This is a genomic window from Paenibacillus sp. FSL H7-0350 (assembly GCF_038593195.1).
Classification (GTDB): Bacteria; Bacillota; Bacilli; order Paenibacillales; family Paenibacillaceae; genus Paenibacillus_AQ.
Genome location: NZ_CP151972.1, coordinates 2,191,391 through 2,208,220 on the forward strand (window position 1 = coordinate 2,191,391; position 16,830 = coordinate 2,208,220).

14 protein-coding genes are annotated in these 16,830 nt (G+C 49.9%); 4 read left to right on the forward strand and 10 right to left on the reverse strand.

What is annotated here, in order from left to right; all coding sequences use genetic code 11:
- Positions 1-55 precede the first annotated feature (55 nt).
- Positions 56-493 (forward strand): GNAT family N-acetyltransferase, encoded by a 438-nt coding sequence (locus tag NYE24_RS10175; RefSeq protein WP_342478589.1) that lies wholly within the window; start codon positions 56-58, stop codon positions 491-493.
- 28 nt (positions 494-521) lie between these two features.
- Here NYE24_RS10175 and NYE24_RS10180 read toward each other — a convergent pair whose 3' ends face one another.
- The gene (locus tag NYE24_RS10180) at positions 522-971 is read right to left on the reverse strand and encodes a DUF1877 family protein (protein WP_342478590.1); all 450 of its coding nucleotides are present in this window, start codon (positions 969-971) and stop codon (positions 522-524) included.
- Positions 972-2,685: 1,714 nt separating this feature from the next.
- Here NYE24_RS10180 and NYE24_RS10185 point away from each other — a divergent pair.
- A complete protein-coding gene (locus NYE24_RS10185; RefSeq protein ID WP_076161650.1) occupies positions 2,686-3,303 on the forward strand; it encodes a hypothetical protein in 618 nt (205 codons plus the stop codon).
- Between the two features lie 83 nt (positions 3,304-3,386).
- Positions 3,387-4,361, forward strand: a complete 975-nt coding sequence (locus tag NYE24_RS10190; RefSeq protein ID WP_342478591.1) for a hypothetical protein — start codon at positions 3,387-3,389, stop codon at positions 4,359-4,361.
- A 913-nt stretch (positions 4,362-5,274) separates the two neighbouring features.
- On the opposite strand, the gene cls is transcribed toward NYE24_RS10190, so the two are convergent.
- Together cls and NYE24_RS10200 are read right to left on the reverse strand one after the other, a co-directional pair.
- Complete coding sequence (gene cls / locus NYE24_RS10195; protein ID WP_036699529.1) at positions 5,275-6,717, reverse strand: cardiolipin synthase; 1,443 nt, start codon at positions 6,715-6,717, stop codon at positions 5,275-5,277.
- A gap of 36 nt (positions 6,718-6,753) precedes the next feature.
- Positions 6,754-7,125, reverse strand: a complete 372-nt coding sequence (locus NYE24_RS10200; protein WP_342478592.1) for a helix-turn-helix domain-containing protein — start codon at positions 7,123-7,125, stop codon at positions 6,754-6,756.
- A 169-nt stretch (positions 7,126-7,294) separates the two neighbouring features.
- Between NYE24_RS10200 and NYE24_RS10205 the strand changes: the two genes are divergently transcribed.
- Positions 7,295-7,897, forward strand: coding sequence for an NAD(P)H oxidoreductase (locus NYE24_RS10205; protein ID WP_342478593.1), 603 nt, complete (start codon positions 7,295-7,297; stop codon positions 7,895-7,897).
- Between the two features lie 6 nt (positions 7,898-7,903).
- On the opposite strand, the gene NYE24_RS10210 is transcribed toward NYE24_RS10205, so the two are convergent.
- The 7 genes from NYE24_RS10210 to NYE24_RS10240 form a co-directional block, all read right to left on the reverse strand.
- Complete coding sequence (locus NYE24_RS10210) at positions 7,904-8,785, reverse strand: PhzF family phenazine biosynthesis protein (RefSeq protein ID WP_342478594.1); 882 nt, start codon at positions 8,783-8,785, stop codon at positions 7,904-7,906.
- Between the two features lie 67 nt (positions 8,786-8,852).
- On the reverse strand, positions 8,853-9,665 hold the full coding sequence (locus NYE24_RS10215) for an alpha/beta hydrolase (RefSeq protein ID WP_342478595.1): 813 nt from the start codon (positions 9,663-9,665) through the stop codon (positions 8,853-8,855).
- Positions 9,666-9,682: 17 nt separating this feature from the next.
- A complete protein-coding gene (locus NYE24_RS10220) occupies positions 9,683-9,895 on the reverse strand; it encodes a ribbon-helix-helix domain-containing protein (RefSeq protein WP_256707900.1) in 213 nt (70 codons plus the stop codon).
- Positions 9,896-10,138: 243 nt separating this feature from the next.
- A complete protein-coding gene (locus NYE24_RS10225) occupies positions 10,139-11,635 on the reverse strand; it encodes a glycoside hydrolase family 20 protein (RefSeq protein ID WP_342478596.1) in 1,497 nt (498 codons plus the stop codon).
- A gap of 35 nt (positions 11,636-11,670) precedes the next feature.
- Positions 11,671-14,460 carry an alpha-mannosidase gene (locus NYE24_RS10230; protein WP_342478597.1) on the reverse strand — a complete coding sequence of 930 codons (2,790 nt, stop codon included), beginning with the start codon at positions 14,458-14,460 and terminating at the stop codon, positions 11,671-11,673.
- Between the two features lie 6 nt (positions 14,461-14,466).
- Positions 14,467-15,465, reverse strand: coding sequence for a glycoside hydrolase family 130 protein (locus tag NYE24_RS10235; protein ID WP_036699537.1), 999 nt, complete (start codon positions 15,463-15,465; stop codon positions 14,467-14,469).
- A gap of 38 nt (positions 15,466-15,503) precedes the next feature.
- Positions 15,504-16,823, reverse strand: a complete 1,320-nt coding sequence (locus NYE24_RS10240) for a glycoside hydrolase family 125 protein (protein ID WP_342478598.1) — start codon at positions 16,821-16,823, stop codon at positions 15,504-15,506.
- Positions 16,824-16,830 lie beyond the last annotated feature (7 nt).

Consider the following 16,830-nt stretch of genomic DNA (forward strand, 5'->3'; position numbering starts at 1 on the left):
GCTCTATTTTGATATAATGGCTATAATTGAATTCAGATCCTAAGGAGGCATACCCATGAACATCATTGAACTGGAACTTGCGCAGAATCAGCAGGAAATCTCGCGCTTGCTGGAGGAACACAGCCGCCGCATGGACAGCAGCATTCCGCCCTATCAGCGCGAGGTGATCTCCCTCGCCGCCTACGAGAACGGCATCTTCGTTGGCGGGATTACCGGAGACCTCGTCTGGAATATTCTGAATGTGCACCTGCTTGCCGTTGACCCCGCCTACAGAGGCCATGGACTCGGCAAGGCCCTGCTGGAAGAGCTGGAGCACAGAGCCTCGTGGCGCGGCTGTAAGGTTAGCGAATTAACCACGATGAGCTGGCAGGCACCGCATTTTTATCAGAAGCAGGGGTATGAGATCTTCGGTGAAATCAAGGACTGCCCGAGTGAAGGCCAGACGAAATACTATCTCCAGAAACGCCTGAGGACCGGGTCCTCTCCTTCCTGAGAAGGCCCGGCGCTTCGCGCGTCAATTCTTATACTACGCTGAAAATAACATGCATCCCGGCAGCCGCTGCCTTCCTGTAGAAGTCCAATAGTCCGCTAAACTCACTTTTCACCTGCTGCCTCAGCGCCTCCGCCACGCCCCCCATCTCCAGCTTGTCTAGGTCCACCTGCTGCATCGCCGTAATAATGCCCTCCAGCTCATCCTGCTCCGTGCAGGCGAAGAACCCATCCTCTTCCTCGACCTCGAACACATGGACGCCAACAACTGCTTCGCTTAACGGGTCACCATCTATAGGTTCACTCGCCGAAACCCCGGTTAGCGCAACATGCAGCTCCTCCCACAGCTTGTCGATATCGTAATGTTCACTTCCGCCTTCAATCAGCTTCTCCAACGTTCCCAACAGCTCCGCCCCGTCCATCTCCATCATCTGCTCCAGCGTATCCTCATTGACCATCACATATTGACCCAGCATCCCCATCTGTCATTCCTCCATAAGTGAAATAAAGGATTTCTAAAGTTCAAGTTGACATGCATCAATGGGTTGCAACTTCAGCACAAGTTTCTAATGCTTTTGAAAGTGATACATGCTCATTCTATTATAGAATAATTATAAAATAATGAAAAACGCTACTAAATGGTTTGTTTACTTATGTTGGTTCGGGGCTCTAGGAATTAATATACAACTATTAGTCGCTTAAATTTCAGTATGACAGCTAAAGAAAAAAATAATGGAAATAATAAGCGTTTGCGAGCTACGATGAGTCTATAATTAAAAACCTTTTGCTAGGCAAGGGGGTTAAGTAACTTAGGCCCTACAGGACTCGAACCTGTGACCTATCGGTTACAAACTTACCGCTCTAACCAATATAGAGGAAAGGGATAAACGCCTTAAACTCTGTTAGTGAATCGTTGATTTTATGGGGGTATGGGAATATAAGATGCATTGGATTATAAAGAGTTAGTAACCAAATATGTGACTAATAAATCCTGGAGAAATCCATGGTATATTCACTATTCAGGGAACTCTAACCAACTGAGCCTGGGGAAAGGTTGATTTAGGTTGAAATTTAATCATTGAGTATCATTATCTTAGTGTTTTGACGACATACGTTTGATTCTATTTTAATAGTTCGTTTACTAATACATTAACAAACAATGTACAAGTTTCTCAGCAGCGAAAGATTAAACATACGCCAATACTGCATGTTCCCAAAAGTTTAGTTGAACAACTGTAGACACCTTAAGCTTAGGCGAACAGTATCGTTTAGGGACTTTAAGAGGACATAGTCACAAAAGGCCACATATAGCTGGTAACTGGCTGTATACTGCATTTTCTGAAGTTCCAAATAAACATGGCATATTCAGATGCTGTTTTATCCAGTGGAAAAGAACTTTAATTTCCCAGCGTTCCTTGTAGATTTCAGCAATCACATGAGCAACTCTTTTCTAAAATCTATCACGACCCACACAACTTCTCCCCGCTTATTTTCAAATTCTACGACCCTGTGGCGTTTAGCTAATTGACATTTACTCTGACCAATATAAAAAGTAGTATCACGTATAATATTAGTTCCTCCTTTTGCCGATCACTTCAGTTTCCGCTATTTCACTAATGGAGATTGTCTTTAAAGCAAATCACAAATGGACTAGCCATGGAGCACATATTGATCCCTACTAATTTCCCCATACGCCGGATTCTGTACAAAAGTGTAGTCACAATCTGCAAATGCTTCTCCCAACAGAGCATCATTGCACTTCGCACCGGCTTCATCCACATGTATGGGCGAAAGCTCCCCATAAGAGAAGGCAACTAGAAATTAATACCCCCAATGGGTTAGCAGTAACAGAGTCTCTGTAATGCAGACGCCAAGCGCATAGAAGCTTATTTATGAGAAAATCGATGTTCATTTCCAGTCATTCTCTCTCATATGGAAGAGTAGAGGAAGATCTTATTTCTATATGAAAAGTAATATATCAAATATATTCATAGGCATTTATCTTCAGAAGCACACTTTATGTGACAATTAATAGAAGTTAAATGGAAAAAGTTGTCTTTAATAAAAATATAGGGTAACATATTATTCAGGAAAATAATGGAGGTGATTGATACTAATTGCATATATGGATTCACAGTCGAATGCTGCTGTGTAGACAGAATAAGTTAGTATAAATTATTGAGAGGAGGTTTTATTATGAAAAAAATTAAATTATTCACATCCGTTCTTTTATGCGCTTCAATGGTTTTTCCATTTTCGGCGTATGCAAATTCTCTAACTCCTAAAGATGAGAACATTCAAATTGAAGGTAAAAAAATAGCAGATAAATATAATGTGGGTGATAAACTCTCTGAAACTGATCTGAAATTCATTCTTGATAATGGCTATTCGGTAGAAAGTACTGCTGCTAAGTCAGAATACTCAATAGCTTCAGCAGATAGTTGGAGTATATATGGTATGAAACGAAGTGGAGATAACTCAGTTGAGGGTGAAGTTGGAGGGAGTGTTACGGTTGATGTTGGATTAATATCAGTAAATGTATATGGAAATTTGTCAGCGAATAGAGTTCGTGGGGCTGTTACAAACACCGTAGCTCAATACAAGTTTGTAGCATACGGTTTATTATCAACGCAGTCTCCGTATGTTGGTAAAGTTGCAGACTGGACTCAGACAGCAAGTGGTAGTACATCAGCAAGCGTAGGCATTTCAAAACTCACATACGCAAATGTTTCTGTTTATATGATGTATCCCGAAGCTGTTTTTACTCATGCTGGTGGGATACTAAATGTAACTGGAACAGCGACAAAACAATAGTAATCTGAACAATTATTATATAAAGAGCTATGTCAGAACGAATTTTCTGACATAGCTACTTTATCTAAAGAAGGATGAATGCTTTGAGTAGAAAAATTTTACTAGTCGCTTTAACCTTTATATTTATGCTCTTTACTTTTGCCTGTAGTTCTACAAGTCGCAATAATGGACTTGTTGAATCACTCCAAGAAACTTATTTTGAAAATGATCAAGTAGCCGGATTTTTAAATACATTTACAAATCAAATTGATATTACTACGACATACTATTCTTTCGAAATCAATCAGTTTTTTGGAAATTTAATAAAGATAGATGAAGAAAAACTCAAGTTAGTAGTGTTGTCTAAAATATTAAACATGACAGAAGAAAAAAATCTTACTAGGTCACTCGCAGAAGAAAAAAACACGATTTCTCTTGCAGAAGAATTAAAGGTTCAATTGGATAGTGATTTAAAAAATAAAATTAATAATTCCTTAGAAGAACATTTAAAAAACGAATTAAAGCAAACCCCTGAATCTGATCAAACAACAATAAATATTAATCATCAATATAAACTACAAATCCACTACAATTACTTATTCATTAACAAGATATTGAATATGAAAATATCTCCACCTATTATGAATCTTATTGAAGATAATTTAATAAAAGTTGAAAATAATTTAACACAAATAGAGCAAAAAAGTATGAAAGCCATCTATTATACTTATTTTATAAAAAAATGGCTGGAGATACCGATAAATGAGAAAGATATAGTTGAAAAGCTCAATCAGTTAAGACTTGCTGACGGCAGTTATCTCTTTCTACCAGTTAAAGAGCAGAAAAAGATAGAAATAAATGGCAGCGAATATGGAGATATTTTTTCTACAAGTTTTGCAAATGAAGTATTGATAGATATCAATGGAATTAATAATTCTAAGAGCACAGAGAAAACGCTAGAATTTATAGATAACTATCTTAAAAAAAATAATAAGTCCAATTACGAAAACTCTACTCTATATATTAATGATTTGTATGAAGTTGTTCATTTAGCGAAGATAATGGAATATAATGAATAAAAAACTTAATCGCTGAGACGGAGTGAAAACTTTGGAAATAATATGGCCCAATCTCATATTATCTTTAATTATTTTAGGGATATTGGTGTTTTCAATCGTTAAAGCTGTCGGTGCATTATTAAGAAAGTTTAAGTTAAAAAATAATAAATAAAAAAGTCTGAAATATGAAGTGATCTTTCCTGGTATTTCACCGGAAGATCACTTCCCTTTTTTTTAAGCATTATGTAATGATCTTAATATTTGTGGCTGTGACCTCCTCCTCTTGCCTGCCAGTCCCGAAATCCTCTCCCTCCTCATGAATTTTCTTTTAAATTCCCGTTGAAGAAATCCAGCACAAGTTGATTCACAAATTCGTTACTTCAATTGGCCCAGGACAAAGCGATTATCTTCGTTTCATACTTTGCCCAGTTGCGTATCTACTGCTTTGAAATAATCGTTGCTTAAAATCTGGTAACTGTGCCCTCTGAAAATAGAGTTGCTGTTATACTGTAGGTATGAACTACAGCCGCTACATTATAACTATTTGTTTCCTGATTCTTTGTAAGCGAGGTAAGCAGCAGACTGGAGGTACCGAGGCCATGATTGATCAGGATCAGTGGATAAGATCTTCTGAGCACAGTGAGTGGCATTAGTAAAAGCCATCGTATGAATGTAACAGCAATAATCAAGGAAGAATGATGGAATTCCCAAGGATCCGGTAAAAACGGACATCTGTCAAGCAGTAGGGGGCCATCTGCTTACAGTTCTTGCCTGCGACCCGATACCAGACATAAACTATCAGCTCTCGTGAATCCCCCAGGCAGGTGTCAGAGATTCAGGCATCTGCTGTCGGTTTGATGAAGGGTCTGCATATTCAAACCATAGTTCATATACCCTCCCTCAATAAAATACAACTGCCCGCGCTCCACTCTCCTTACAGAATAGGTGACAGCAGCCGGGAAATCCCCTCTTTCAGCTTAATTACCAGCGAGCGCTGCGCATAACGCTCCACGGTAAGCTCAGAGCACAGCCTGACATCATTTAGGAAAATGTCCTGGAGCTGTTCGGCAATCGCCCGGTCATACACAATGGCATTGACCTCGAAGTTCAGCCGGAAGCTGCGTGAATCGATATTCATCGTCCCGACAGAGGCAACCTCCCCGTCTGCGACAATCGTTTTGGCGTGCAGGAAGCCGTTCTCGTAGAGCAGGATTTTGGCCCCGTAATTCAGCAGATCCCCGGCATAGGCCCAGGTGGCCCAATATACGAACGGATGGTCAGGCTTGTTAGGGATCATGATCTGCAGATCCACCCCGGAGAGCAGGGCGATTTTGCAGGCATCCATGAAGCTTGTGTCCGGTATGAAGTATGGGGTCTGGATATACACGCTCTCCTTGGCTGACAAAATCAGCTTAATATACATGTTCTTAAGATGCTCCGTCGACGAATTGGGGCCGCTGGTAATGATCTGGACCGGGCTTGTCCCTGTATGCTGCTCCATGTTGAAGACGAATTCCCCGTAATCCCCGCGCTCATGCTTCCCGGCCTGATGCCAGTCGAGGATGAATCTGCCCTGGATATGGCTGACCGCATTTCCGGTGATTCGAAGATGCGTGTCCCGCCAATAGCCGAACTTCTTAACCTGCCCCAGATACTCATCTCCCACATTGAACCCGCCTATATAGGCAATGCTTCCGTCAATAATGCACAGCTTGCGGTGATTCCTGTTGTTGATCCGGAAGTTCAGCGGCTTGATCAGGGACGGGAAGAACACTTCAACCTCGCCCCCTGCTGCACGCAACTCTCTGAAAAAATGCCGCGAAATCCGCTTCGAGCCGACCTCGTCATATAGCAGCCGCACCTTCACGCCTTCCCGCGCCTTTCGGGTTAATTCATCCCTCAGCTGCTTGCCCAGAGCGTCCGGCTGAATGATGTAGTACTGAATATTGATTTCTGCGCGGGCTGAGCGGATATCCGCGAACAACGCGGCGAACTTCTGGTGGCCGTCACTGTAAATGACAATATCATTATCGTTAGATAACAAGCCGTGCGACGAGCGGATATTCATGTTGATGAGCTGGGCATAGTTCTGCAGCAGCTGCGACCTGTCATCCGCCCCTTCCGCAAAAGCTGCCAGCTGCTTGTCCGCTTCAGCCTGGACATATTCCTGCTCTTCGATGAAGAGCTTGTAGAAATTCTTCTTTTTGAGATTGCGCCCGAAAAAGATATACAAGACAAATCCCAGTATCGGGATGAAAAACAGCACCATCAGCCAGGCCCAGGTATACCCGGCCTCCCTGCGCTCAATGAACAGAAAGCCCAGGGCCAGAATGATGTTAATGAGGGTGACGACTGTGGTTAGACTTGCAAACTCCATGCTCTTTCCCCTTTCCTCTCTGTCTCTCTCTGCTGCCTAAAAGTCCTCCAGCACCTTGGACCTGTCGCCATGAATCCTGTCCAGGTGCTCCTCTCCCCAGTAGCATAACAGATCCAGCGAGGGCTTCAGCCCCCAGCCGTAGGAAGTCAGCTCATACTCCACTCTGGGCGGAATCTCCTGGTAAATGGTCCGCGAGATAATCTCATCGCTCTCCAGACCCCTTAACTGGGCGGTCAGCACCTTCTGGGTTAAGCCGGGAATGAGCCGCAGCAGCTCGGAGGTGCGCTTCTGTCCGGTCATCAGATGGTAGATAATTAGCGGCTTCCACTTGCCGCCCATCACTTCGAGCGCTGCCTCCACGCCGACTCTATACTTTTTGGGAACGCTATCGCCACTCTGTTCAGTCATTGCTTCTGCCTCCGTTATGTAGGGTACCTCAATGTTCCTATGGAACATACACCTTCCTATAGAACAGCAAAGTGCGTACTTCCGCATTATTTTATTCCTGTATATAATAGCATCAGCCAAGGAACATGGCTACAAACCTGCTGTTAAGAAAGGTAGTGAAGATACCAGCATGAGCATATTAATCGTCGTATCACACCCGAGACAGGATTCCCTGACCTTCCAGGTCGCCCGCCGTTTCGCAGAGGGACTTACCGCAGCCGGACACGGCTATGAAATATTGGATTTGCATGGGATAGGGTTTGACCCTGTCCTGCAGGGAAGGGAAGAACTCCATATGACCGCAGGTGAACAGGAACAACCCTATTCACCTGAACTAGAGCGGGAAATGGAGCGGGTGCGGCAGCATGACGGTCTGGCATTTGTGTTTCCACTGTGGTGGTGGCATCTGCCGGCCATGCTGAAGGGGTATATCGACCGGGTGGTGAACAACAGGGTTGCCTACGGTACAAATAATCTGCATGGTTATCGTGCACTGTGGCTGGCGCTGGCAGGCGTAACAGAGGCGCAGATGAAAAAGCGCAGCTATGATGAAGCAACCGCCCGTCTGCTTAACGTGGGAATTGCCGATTATTGCGGAATCACGGACTCCAGAGTAGAATTCCTCTACGATACTGCTAGTTCCGCACCCGGACATCGTGAGGCATTGCTCGAACAGGCCTATCAGGCGGGATTACATTATGGCAAGGGGAAAACTGACAAATCGCAGGAATAAGGGAGATCACAGAGTCACATCAAATTCATTCACATAAACGGCGTTGCCCGTCACTTCTATAGTATTGCCGTTGTCCGACACGGACACTCTGACTCTGCCGTCCCTGCCGATCTCTTGGCCCTGCTCGATCAGCAGCTCGAAGGAGGGGGCTTGTCCGCCGATGTACCTGGAATAATAAGCCCCCATCACCCCAGAGGCTGTGCCTGTAACCGGGTCCTCAATAGTCCCTGAGAAGGGGGAGGAGAAATGGCGGGCATGCATATGCGCCTCAGGATCATTCGTCTCCAGGCAGAACGGGTGAATGGACGAGCGGGGCATCTCCTTCAGCACCTCTGGAAACCGCTTGTTGTCAGGCTGCATCCGGGTGAAGGCATCAAGGCTTGTAATCGGGACCAGTAAGGTCCACGTTCCAGTGCTGCCGTACATGGTCGGCAGGGTCTGATCAATATCACCGGGCTCAAGGCCGATCGAGCGGGCCAAGTCCTCAAGTGATCCTTTAAAAGCTTCAAACTGCGGACTGGCCTGCCTCATCGTCATATAGAGTTCGCCGCTATCTTCTGTGATGCGGATAGGCAAAACTCCTGCCTTGGTCTCGATGGTTAACTCTTTTTTGTCCCCCAGCATCCCCTTGGTCTTCAGGGCATACAACAACGCCATGGTCCCGTGACCGCAGAGATTAATCTCATGCCCCGGCGTGAAATAACGGATTCTGAGATCCGCCTGGTTGGATTTTAACGGAAACGCCGTCTCATTGAAACCCACCTTCGCTGTAATCTCCTGCATTTGCTGCTCTGTAAGACCCTCGCTGTCCAGGACAACCCCTGCCGGGTTCCCTTTGTTCGGAATACTGCTGAATGCATCGTAATGATAGACTTTGATGTTCTGCACACCTGCACCGCCTGTCTTTTTTGAGTATTATGTTAGCATAAATTAATAGAATGTGAATTTAAGATATTTAGGCATTATGATTATCCCGCAGAAATTCTACAGTCAGCGCAGAGAACTTCTCAGGTTCTTCTATAAAAGGCAGGTGGCGGCCGTCCGGGAATATTATTTTCGTGGAACGTCTGATGCCTTTGTGCAGAATTTCTGCGGTCTCTCTATTGTATGGGTGGTCCAATGCGCCAATGAGGATAAGAACTGGTTGAGCAATCTCCGCTAATCTATGAATGGCATAAGGCTTGGGGACGCGCGATAGGCTTGGAGGGAACCGACAGAAGTTGCCGGGATTCCGCACATTGTCTATCGTTTTCTGTCTGGCCTTTTCTTTTGTTGCCGCAGGGAAGTAATAGTCCCAATAAGAATTAGCGATAAAATGGTCAATAGCTTGTTCAGCACCCTTCAGCCTGACCTGAATATGCTGTTTGATCCCCTGCCATAGCATCCTGGCGGGATAGCTGCGGCCGCTGACCGAAGGGGCTGCCAGAATGAGGCGGTCCACATAGCCTGGATAGACCAGCGTGAAATCGGTGGCTACGCTGCCGCCCAGGGATGAACCAACTAGAGTTACTTTTGTGAGGCCAAGGGTGTCCAGCAGCAGCTTCAGGTCCTCTACATGAGAGAACGAAGCGCGGGGAGTGTCCGAATGTCCGTAGCCCCGCAGATCATAGCCGATAACATCGTGGCTGGTGCAGAACCTCTCCATCTGCTCCTCCCATATCCGGTGGTCATTATAATTGCCATGGATGAAAACAACAGGCTCGCCGCTACCTTTTCTCTCATGAAACAGAGCTCCGCCTTCTACCTCTATGTATCCCGGTTTGAACAATTGCTTCCACTCCTTCCTTATAGGAGATCTGCCTTCTGCAAATTATCTTCAATGATGGAACGCAGCACCTCAGAGACGGAATAGTCACCTCTGCCGCAGCTACGGTCAATTTCATTCCAAACTTCCTGCGGCAACGTCAGCGAGATTTTGCGCGTAACACCGATTGGTTTGCGGCCGGCACCTCTGCGTGCCCCGCCCTGTTTGCTTACCTTATTCACGCCGGTTGACACTTGGTTATCCTCCATCATTTATCACCCGCCATTATCATTACACATCGTGATGGCATGTTCAATTTATGCTACCTTAATCAAAACGCATACACCCGGTGCATGGATGCTATGCGTGCCCAATGTGGTCGGTTTTTCGATTACATACAAAAAAAACAGCAACGGACCTCCCCCTAAGCGGACGGTATCCGTTGCTGCAATCATCAAGAATATACGATTTGTCTACTCTGCTGCTTATTCAGCCATCTACTCAGCCGCATCTTGCTTCCCCAGCCAAGCTAACTCCGCCATCGCCCGCAGCGGGCCGCGGATGCCTGCGGCCACTTCCGCTTCGGTCTGTGCTTCCGGCTTGTCGCTCCAGATGGAGAAGGTGGTGCCGATGATTTCATGCGGATAGGCTCCCGTGTATTCCTGTTTGGCTTCCCCGGTACGGTTCGGGAACAGTCCGGGATGCCAGGAGGCGCGGATTTTCTCAGCTGTCGGATAAGTGTAGCCCGCATGTTCGCCCAGCACGTAATACAAGTAGCCGTCGTTGTAGTTGATCACCTGATGTCCCTTGGCCAGAATGTCTTCCACCGGGGCCATCATCGGGTGCCACTTCGTCCAATATGTGATCTGAATAGACGGCTTGGGCGCGACCCGCTGGGTCTGATCCGCACGGTACAGGCCATCATTCCAGGCGCGGACCGTCCAGCCCATCGACTCCAAATGTTCAGCGACTTCATTAAGGTAATCAATATACGTGTCCACACCCGTGCCGCCGCTGATGTTCAACACATTCCGGGCATACTCCGCGAGCTGCGGATACTTATCGAACTCCGCGAAGTTGATGAATTCATCCCCGCCGATATGAAAAAAGCGGCTGCCGGCAAATAACTCGGCATATTCGTCGATCAGTTCCAGCACGAACCGGCGGGCTGCCGGATTCGTAATATCCAGCGCACCCGGGGCCGGGTTGCCCGCTGCATCCTTGAGCAGCCACTCCGGATGCATCCGGAGGGCCTGTCCCAGATGCCCCGGTGAATCCAATGAAGGGATGATATCCACATGATAACGCTGTGCCTCAAGAATAATCGCCTTTATCTCCTGCTTGGTCAAAGCCTGCTCCGATACCACCTCAGGATGGCTCTCGCTCATCAGCCGGAAGCCCTCGTTCTCGGAGAAATGCAGCTGCAGCGTATTCAGCCGCAGCCGGGACATCTCTCTGATCCGCTCCAGGAGCCAATCTTCGCTGTAGAACTTGCGGCCGATGTCAATATGCAGCGCCCGCTCTCCAATGACCGGCTCATCCGTGATGGTTCCGTACGGCAAGGAGCCGTCATTCGCCAGCCTCTGCAGCAGCGTCCGCAGGCCATACATCACAGCCCGTTCACTTGGCGCGGTGAGCTTAGCCACACTCCCGACCTCAATGACATAAGCTTCGTTGCTATTCATCTCTTCCGCTGCTTCATGCTCCAACAGCTCAATGACGATATCCCCGGGAGCCATGTCCTCCATTTGCCCGTAAGCAACCGTCATGATCCTGTCAGCAGGTGTCAGAATACCCGCGTATTCCCCCAGAACAATGAAGACCGTTTCGTTCAGAACACTGTTATTATCCGATCTGGCATTGTCCACAATCCGGGTTTTGGACCCGGCAGACAGCCGCCATTGTCCCCCGGATGCTGCCGCAATCTGCTGCTGTACACTGGTGAGCGGGCCGTTATTGGAGGTGCGCCGCTCTAATGGTTCATTCTTATCCATATCCATACCTCCCAACTCTCCCTTCTTCGCGTGGATCAGCGCAGCCGGAGGCCGACCGTTGTAATCTGATGTCCGCCAAGCGGCAGCTTGAGCGAAGCATCTCCTTCAGTCTGAAGCTCTTCACCTTCTGCTTCCAGCACATTCGAAGTATAGAAGGCAGCAACCGGCAGCGCGGATTCCAGCTCCAGCTCGCAAGGCTCAGCCGTCAGGTTGAACCAGCGGAGCAACACATCGCCGCGTTCCTTGTTCAGCTTCATAGAGGAGAAGGCAGCGGTCTTGCTACTCCAGCGAACAGCCGAATACACAGCGGGAATTGTCCCCGCATGAACCTCTGCCTGCGCAAAGGTCCAAGGAATCTGGAATTGGTATGCAGCCGCAGCGGTACCGGAAGTTACGGCATCCCCGCTATGTGGCAGGAGCAGCAGATCTGCTGTTTGCTCTCCCAGACACTGGGCTTCCGGTGTAGGGAACCAGCCCCAGTCGCCCATCTCGCCGACACTGCGGAGCAGCGTCACGGCGATTGTACCACGGCCATCCCGCAGAATCTCGTATTCGTGTAATCCGAGATTAGCGACTGTCAGGCCTGCATTGTCCCCGGCAACATCCACGAAGCACTGCTGATGCTGGGCATTGCTCGGGTTCTGCCATTCCGGTGCCGGCTCATTCGGACGTTCCGCCAGCTCGAACATCGAATCCACGCGGTGCGAGGCTGCGGCCAGATCCGCAGGGAACAGCATCCGCAGACGGTGGTCTTTAGCCGTGTTATCTATGAAGCTCTTTACTTCCAATCCCTTGCCGCTACGCTCCAGTCTCAAGACCGTCCGCAGCTTAAGGGTTACTGTAGCGGCACTACGTTTAGCCTGCCGTTCCGGGTAATAGACCAGTGCCCGTTGCTCTTCTTCCAGCAAGGCATCGGCCGAAGCCGGGATCTCCCAGGCATGGGTGATTTCGATGGAAGCGCGGTATGGCGTATCTTCAATGACAGCGATCTGCGCGTCAAGCCCCAGAGTCGTCAGCGGTACTTCACCCGTAGGCTGTCTGTACATATACTCATTTCCTATGTCACCAGTATTCTCGTAGACACCGAGGTCTCGGTAGACTTTGCCGCTAGGCTTATGCTCCAGCGTGAAGGAACCGTCAGCCATAACCTCGACCCGCAGCGTGTCGTTCTCCAATACGCGCGCGCCTTGAATCAGCGATGCCGTGACGGAAGCCACAGCTTGCAGGTTCCCCTCCGAAGCGCTTCTGGCAGCATCGGCTTCCGCGGCAGCCGCCCCAACAGGGCGAACCCAGGCATAGGTGCGCAGCCCCAGGGCAGGCACATCCGCCGCCTCGAAGGTCAGCCGCACCTTGCGGCAGCTATACGGCTGGCGGAAGCGGTCATCCGGCAGGTCGTAGCCGAAGGACAGGCCGAGATCCTCTACTGTACAAGGAACCGGCTGGCCTTGTTCATCGACCAGAACCCGTCCGGCCAGGTCCACGGCTTTCATCAACCGGGCATTCTCTTCAAGAGGCAGCCCATCGCGCAGATATTGGCGGGCTGCGTCCAGCTCAACGGTAACCGTACCGGTGCGGCTCCAGCCGCTGGTATTCGTCACCACGAGCGGAAGCGCCTCTTCGCCGTAAGCGGCGAATCCGGTGGTGTCGACCGCTGCGGTGATCGCCTGCATACTATCCGCTACGATGCCTTCGGCCGTGTGATAGCTCTTGTCGAAGCGGGTGACCATCTCGCGGTGCACCTCATCCACGCTGCAGCCGCAGATGGAATCATGCGGATGGTTCTGCAGCAGCGTCTTCCACGCATAATCCAGCAGATGCTGCGGATACTCCCCGCCATGCAGCTTAGCGATAACTGCCAGCGGCTCAGCCACCTTTTCCAGCATGGCCTGACCGCGCTGGTTGAGCTGCTTCAGGTACACGCGGGCAGAAGCGGTATTAACCAGCGTTCCCCAGCCGTCCGTGCGCTGGCTCCGAAGTTCTCCCTTCACTGTAGACAGGCTGCGGCCAGCCAATGAAGCTTCCACTGCCTTGATATAGTCCGGGAAGTTCGAGTGAACGAAGGCGACCTCCGGGTGCAGCTTCTCTGCTGTGCGGATCGCCTCCGGCAGGTCAGTCTGCAGCGGCTGGTGATCGCAGCCGTTCATGAACAGCAGCTGATCGGTCGCTGCATACTGCCGGGCATCGCCCAGCTTACGCTCCCAGAAGCGGCGGGCCTCCTCAAGCTCCACCGGAACCTCATTCCCGTTGGAATACCAGTTGGCGAACAGGATGCCCAGCACCTGCGAGCCGTCCGGCCCTTCCCAGACCAGCTCCGAGAACGAGGATTCATAGCCGTCATCCGAGACCATATTGTTGAAGCCCGTCGGCTTCACGCCGCGTCCGAAGAACGCGTTGGTAATGCCGGCCTGCTGCATAAGCTGCGGAATCTGTCCGGTCAGGCCGAAGGTGTCCGGGAAATAACCAATTTTGGACACTTCACCATAGACTGCCGCATCCTGATGTCCCAGCTGTAAGTTACGCACATTGGCTTCCGGGCTGGTCAGGAACGCATCCTGAAGAATGTACCAAGGTCCGATAAATATCCGGCCCTCCCGGATATGCCGTATCAGCCGCTCCCGGTTCTCCGGGCGGACCTGCAGATAATCCTCGATGATAATCGTCTGCCCGTCGAAGAAAAAGCTGCGGAAGTCCGGGTTCTGCTCCAGCGTGTCCAGCAGCGTATCCACGAGCTGAATCAGCCGGATGTGATGGCGCTCATAAGGCAGATACCATTCCCGGTCCCAGTGCGTATGCGAGATAATATGTGCCGTCTGTTGTTTGGTCATAACCGGTTACCCCTCAATCTCCAGCGGATATTCATCCATATAGCTGATCAGCTCATCCACGGTTGTGAACGCCAGACCCGTCACCGTATCCGCACAGCCGTAGTAGATGGCAATCCGTCCGGTAGCCGCATCGGTCAGTGCCGCGCAAGGGAACGTCACGTTCGGCACATCGCCCACACATTCATATAGCTCTTCCGGGCCGAGGATGTAGTTGCGCGAACGCGCTTTTACCTTCCAAGGCTGTTCCAGATCCAGCAGCGCTACCCCCATGCGGTAGACGAACCCGTTGCAGGTGTTGATAACGCCGTGATAGATCAGCAGCCAGCCCTTGTCCGTTTCAATCGGAATCGGTCCAGGACCAATCTTCTTGGACTGCCACGCGGAAGCATCACCGTCAACCGTACCCATCACATAGCGGTGCTTACCCCAGAAGGTCAGGTCAGGACTCTCACTGTAAAAAATATCGCCAAACGGCGTATGCCCCGTATCACTAGGACGGCTAAGCATCGCATAGTTGCCGCCGATCTTGCGCGGAAGCAGCACCCCGTTGCGGTTGTACGGCAGGAAGGCATTCTCCAGCTGGTGGAAGGTTTTGAAATCGAATGTATACGCCAGGCCAATCGTCGGCCCGTGATACCCGTTGCACCAGGACACATAATAACGGTCGTCAATCTTGCAGACGCGTGGATCATAGCGGTACTCGCGCTTGGTGATCTCTTCATCACCCTCGAATACGATTGGCTCATGGTTGATTTTCCAATTCACGCCGTCTTCACTGAAGCCCGCGAAGATATCCATGCTGACCGACCGCGAGTCACAGCGGAACACCCCTGCGAAGCCGCCTTCAAACGGAATGACTGCCGAGTTGAACACACTGTTCGAGTTCGGAATGGCGTTGCGCGGAATGATCGGGTTGGCGGAATATCTCCATACTGGGGAATTCGTGCCCTCAGGCTTCTCCTGCCAAGGGATGTTCGGTAGTGCTTCTCCAATAATTGTACTCATGATCTGGTCTCCTTTATCTGTGTAAAAGTATGTTTGTGTTAGAGAATGCCTTCCTTCAGCGCCCGCAGGATCAACTGCGAGAACAAGCTGTTCGACCAGGCGAACCACTTGCGGGTGAACACGGACGGATCGTCAGCGTGGAAGCCCTCATGCATATAGCCGGTATCGGCATCGGTTGCTTCCAGCATGGCGATGACCGCCAGCCGCTCTTCCTTGCTGTTTGCAGTAATGCCCTGCATCGACAGTGCCATATGCCAGATGTAGCCCGCAGGGGTATGAGGACTGCCGATTCCCTTGGCGGCCTTGCCCTCGAAGTAGAACGGATTCTCCTTGCTCAGCGCGAAGCGTCTCGTATTCTGGTAGACCGGATCGTCATTGTTCAAATAACCCAGGTACGGAATGGACATTAGGCCCGGTGTTCCGGCATCATCCATCAGGCTGTAATTGCCATAACCGTCTGTCTCGTACGCGTAGATCGGTCCGAATTCCGGATGGCGGTAGGTGCCGTACAGCTTGATGCCGTGATCGACCTCCAGCTCCAATTCCTTCAATTCGGCGAGGAAATCCAGATCCCGGAAGACCCATTCGGCAAAATCCTGCATCTGCCGCAGCGCCACCACAGCGAACATGTTCCCCGGAATGTTGTAGTGGAAATCGCAGGCGTCATCGCTGGAGCGGAAGCCGGACCAGATCATGCCGGTGTAATTCACAGGCATCCCAAGGCCGCCGTTACGGATGGAATCCTCTATAATCCCGTTATTCCGCGTGAAACGGTACGGGGACTCTTCGGCATGATGCTGCTCGCGCTTGAACAGGTCGGTGATGACGCGCAGCATTTTTTTGAAATCGGCGGTGAAGAAATCAGTCTGCTTCGTCTCTTCCCAATAAGCATGGGCCAGGCGGATGACGAAGCACAGCGAGTCGATCTCGAATTTGCGCTCCCACACCCAGGGCGACATCTCGGTCACATCGGCGGCATTCCAGTGCCAGTCATTGGCCGATTCATTGAACGCGTTGGCGTAAGGATCGATCAGCACATACTCCGTATGGCGCTTGATCAGCCCGCCGATAATCCGCTGCAGATCAGTATCTTCTGCGGCAAAAGGCACATAATGAATGACCTGCTCCACCGAATCGCGCAGCCAGCAAGCAGGAATGTCCCCCGTAATGACAAAGGTAGTTCCGTCATCAAGCAGCTTGGTAGTGGTCTCCAGTGTATTCGGGAAGCAGTTGCGGAACAGGCGCTGCAGCTTAGGCCGGTGGGCCAGCTTCGCTTCGGCGTCGGCCAGCACGGCCTGAATGGATGACGGCAGCGTAAGCTCCGGCATCTCAATGCGGGGAAGTCTGAATTGTTCCAAGGTAGTA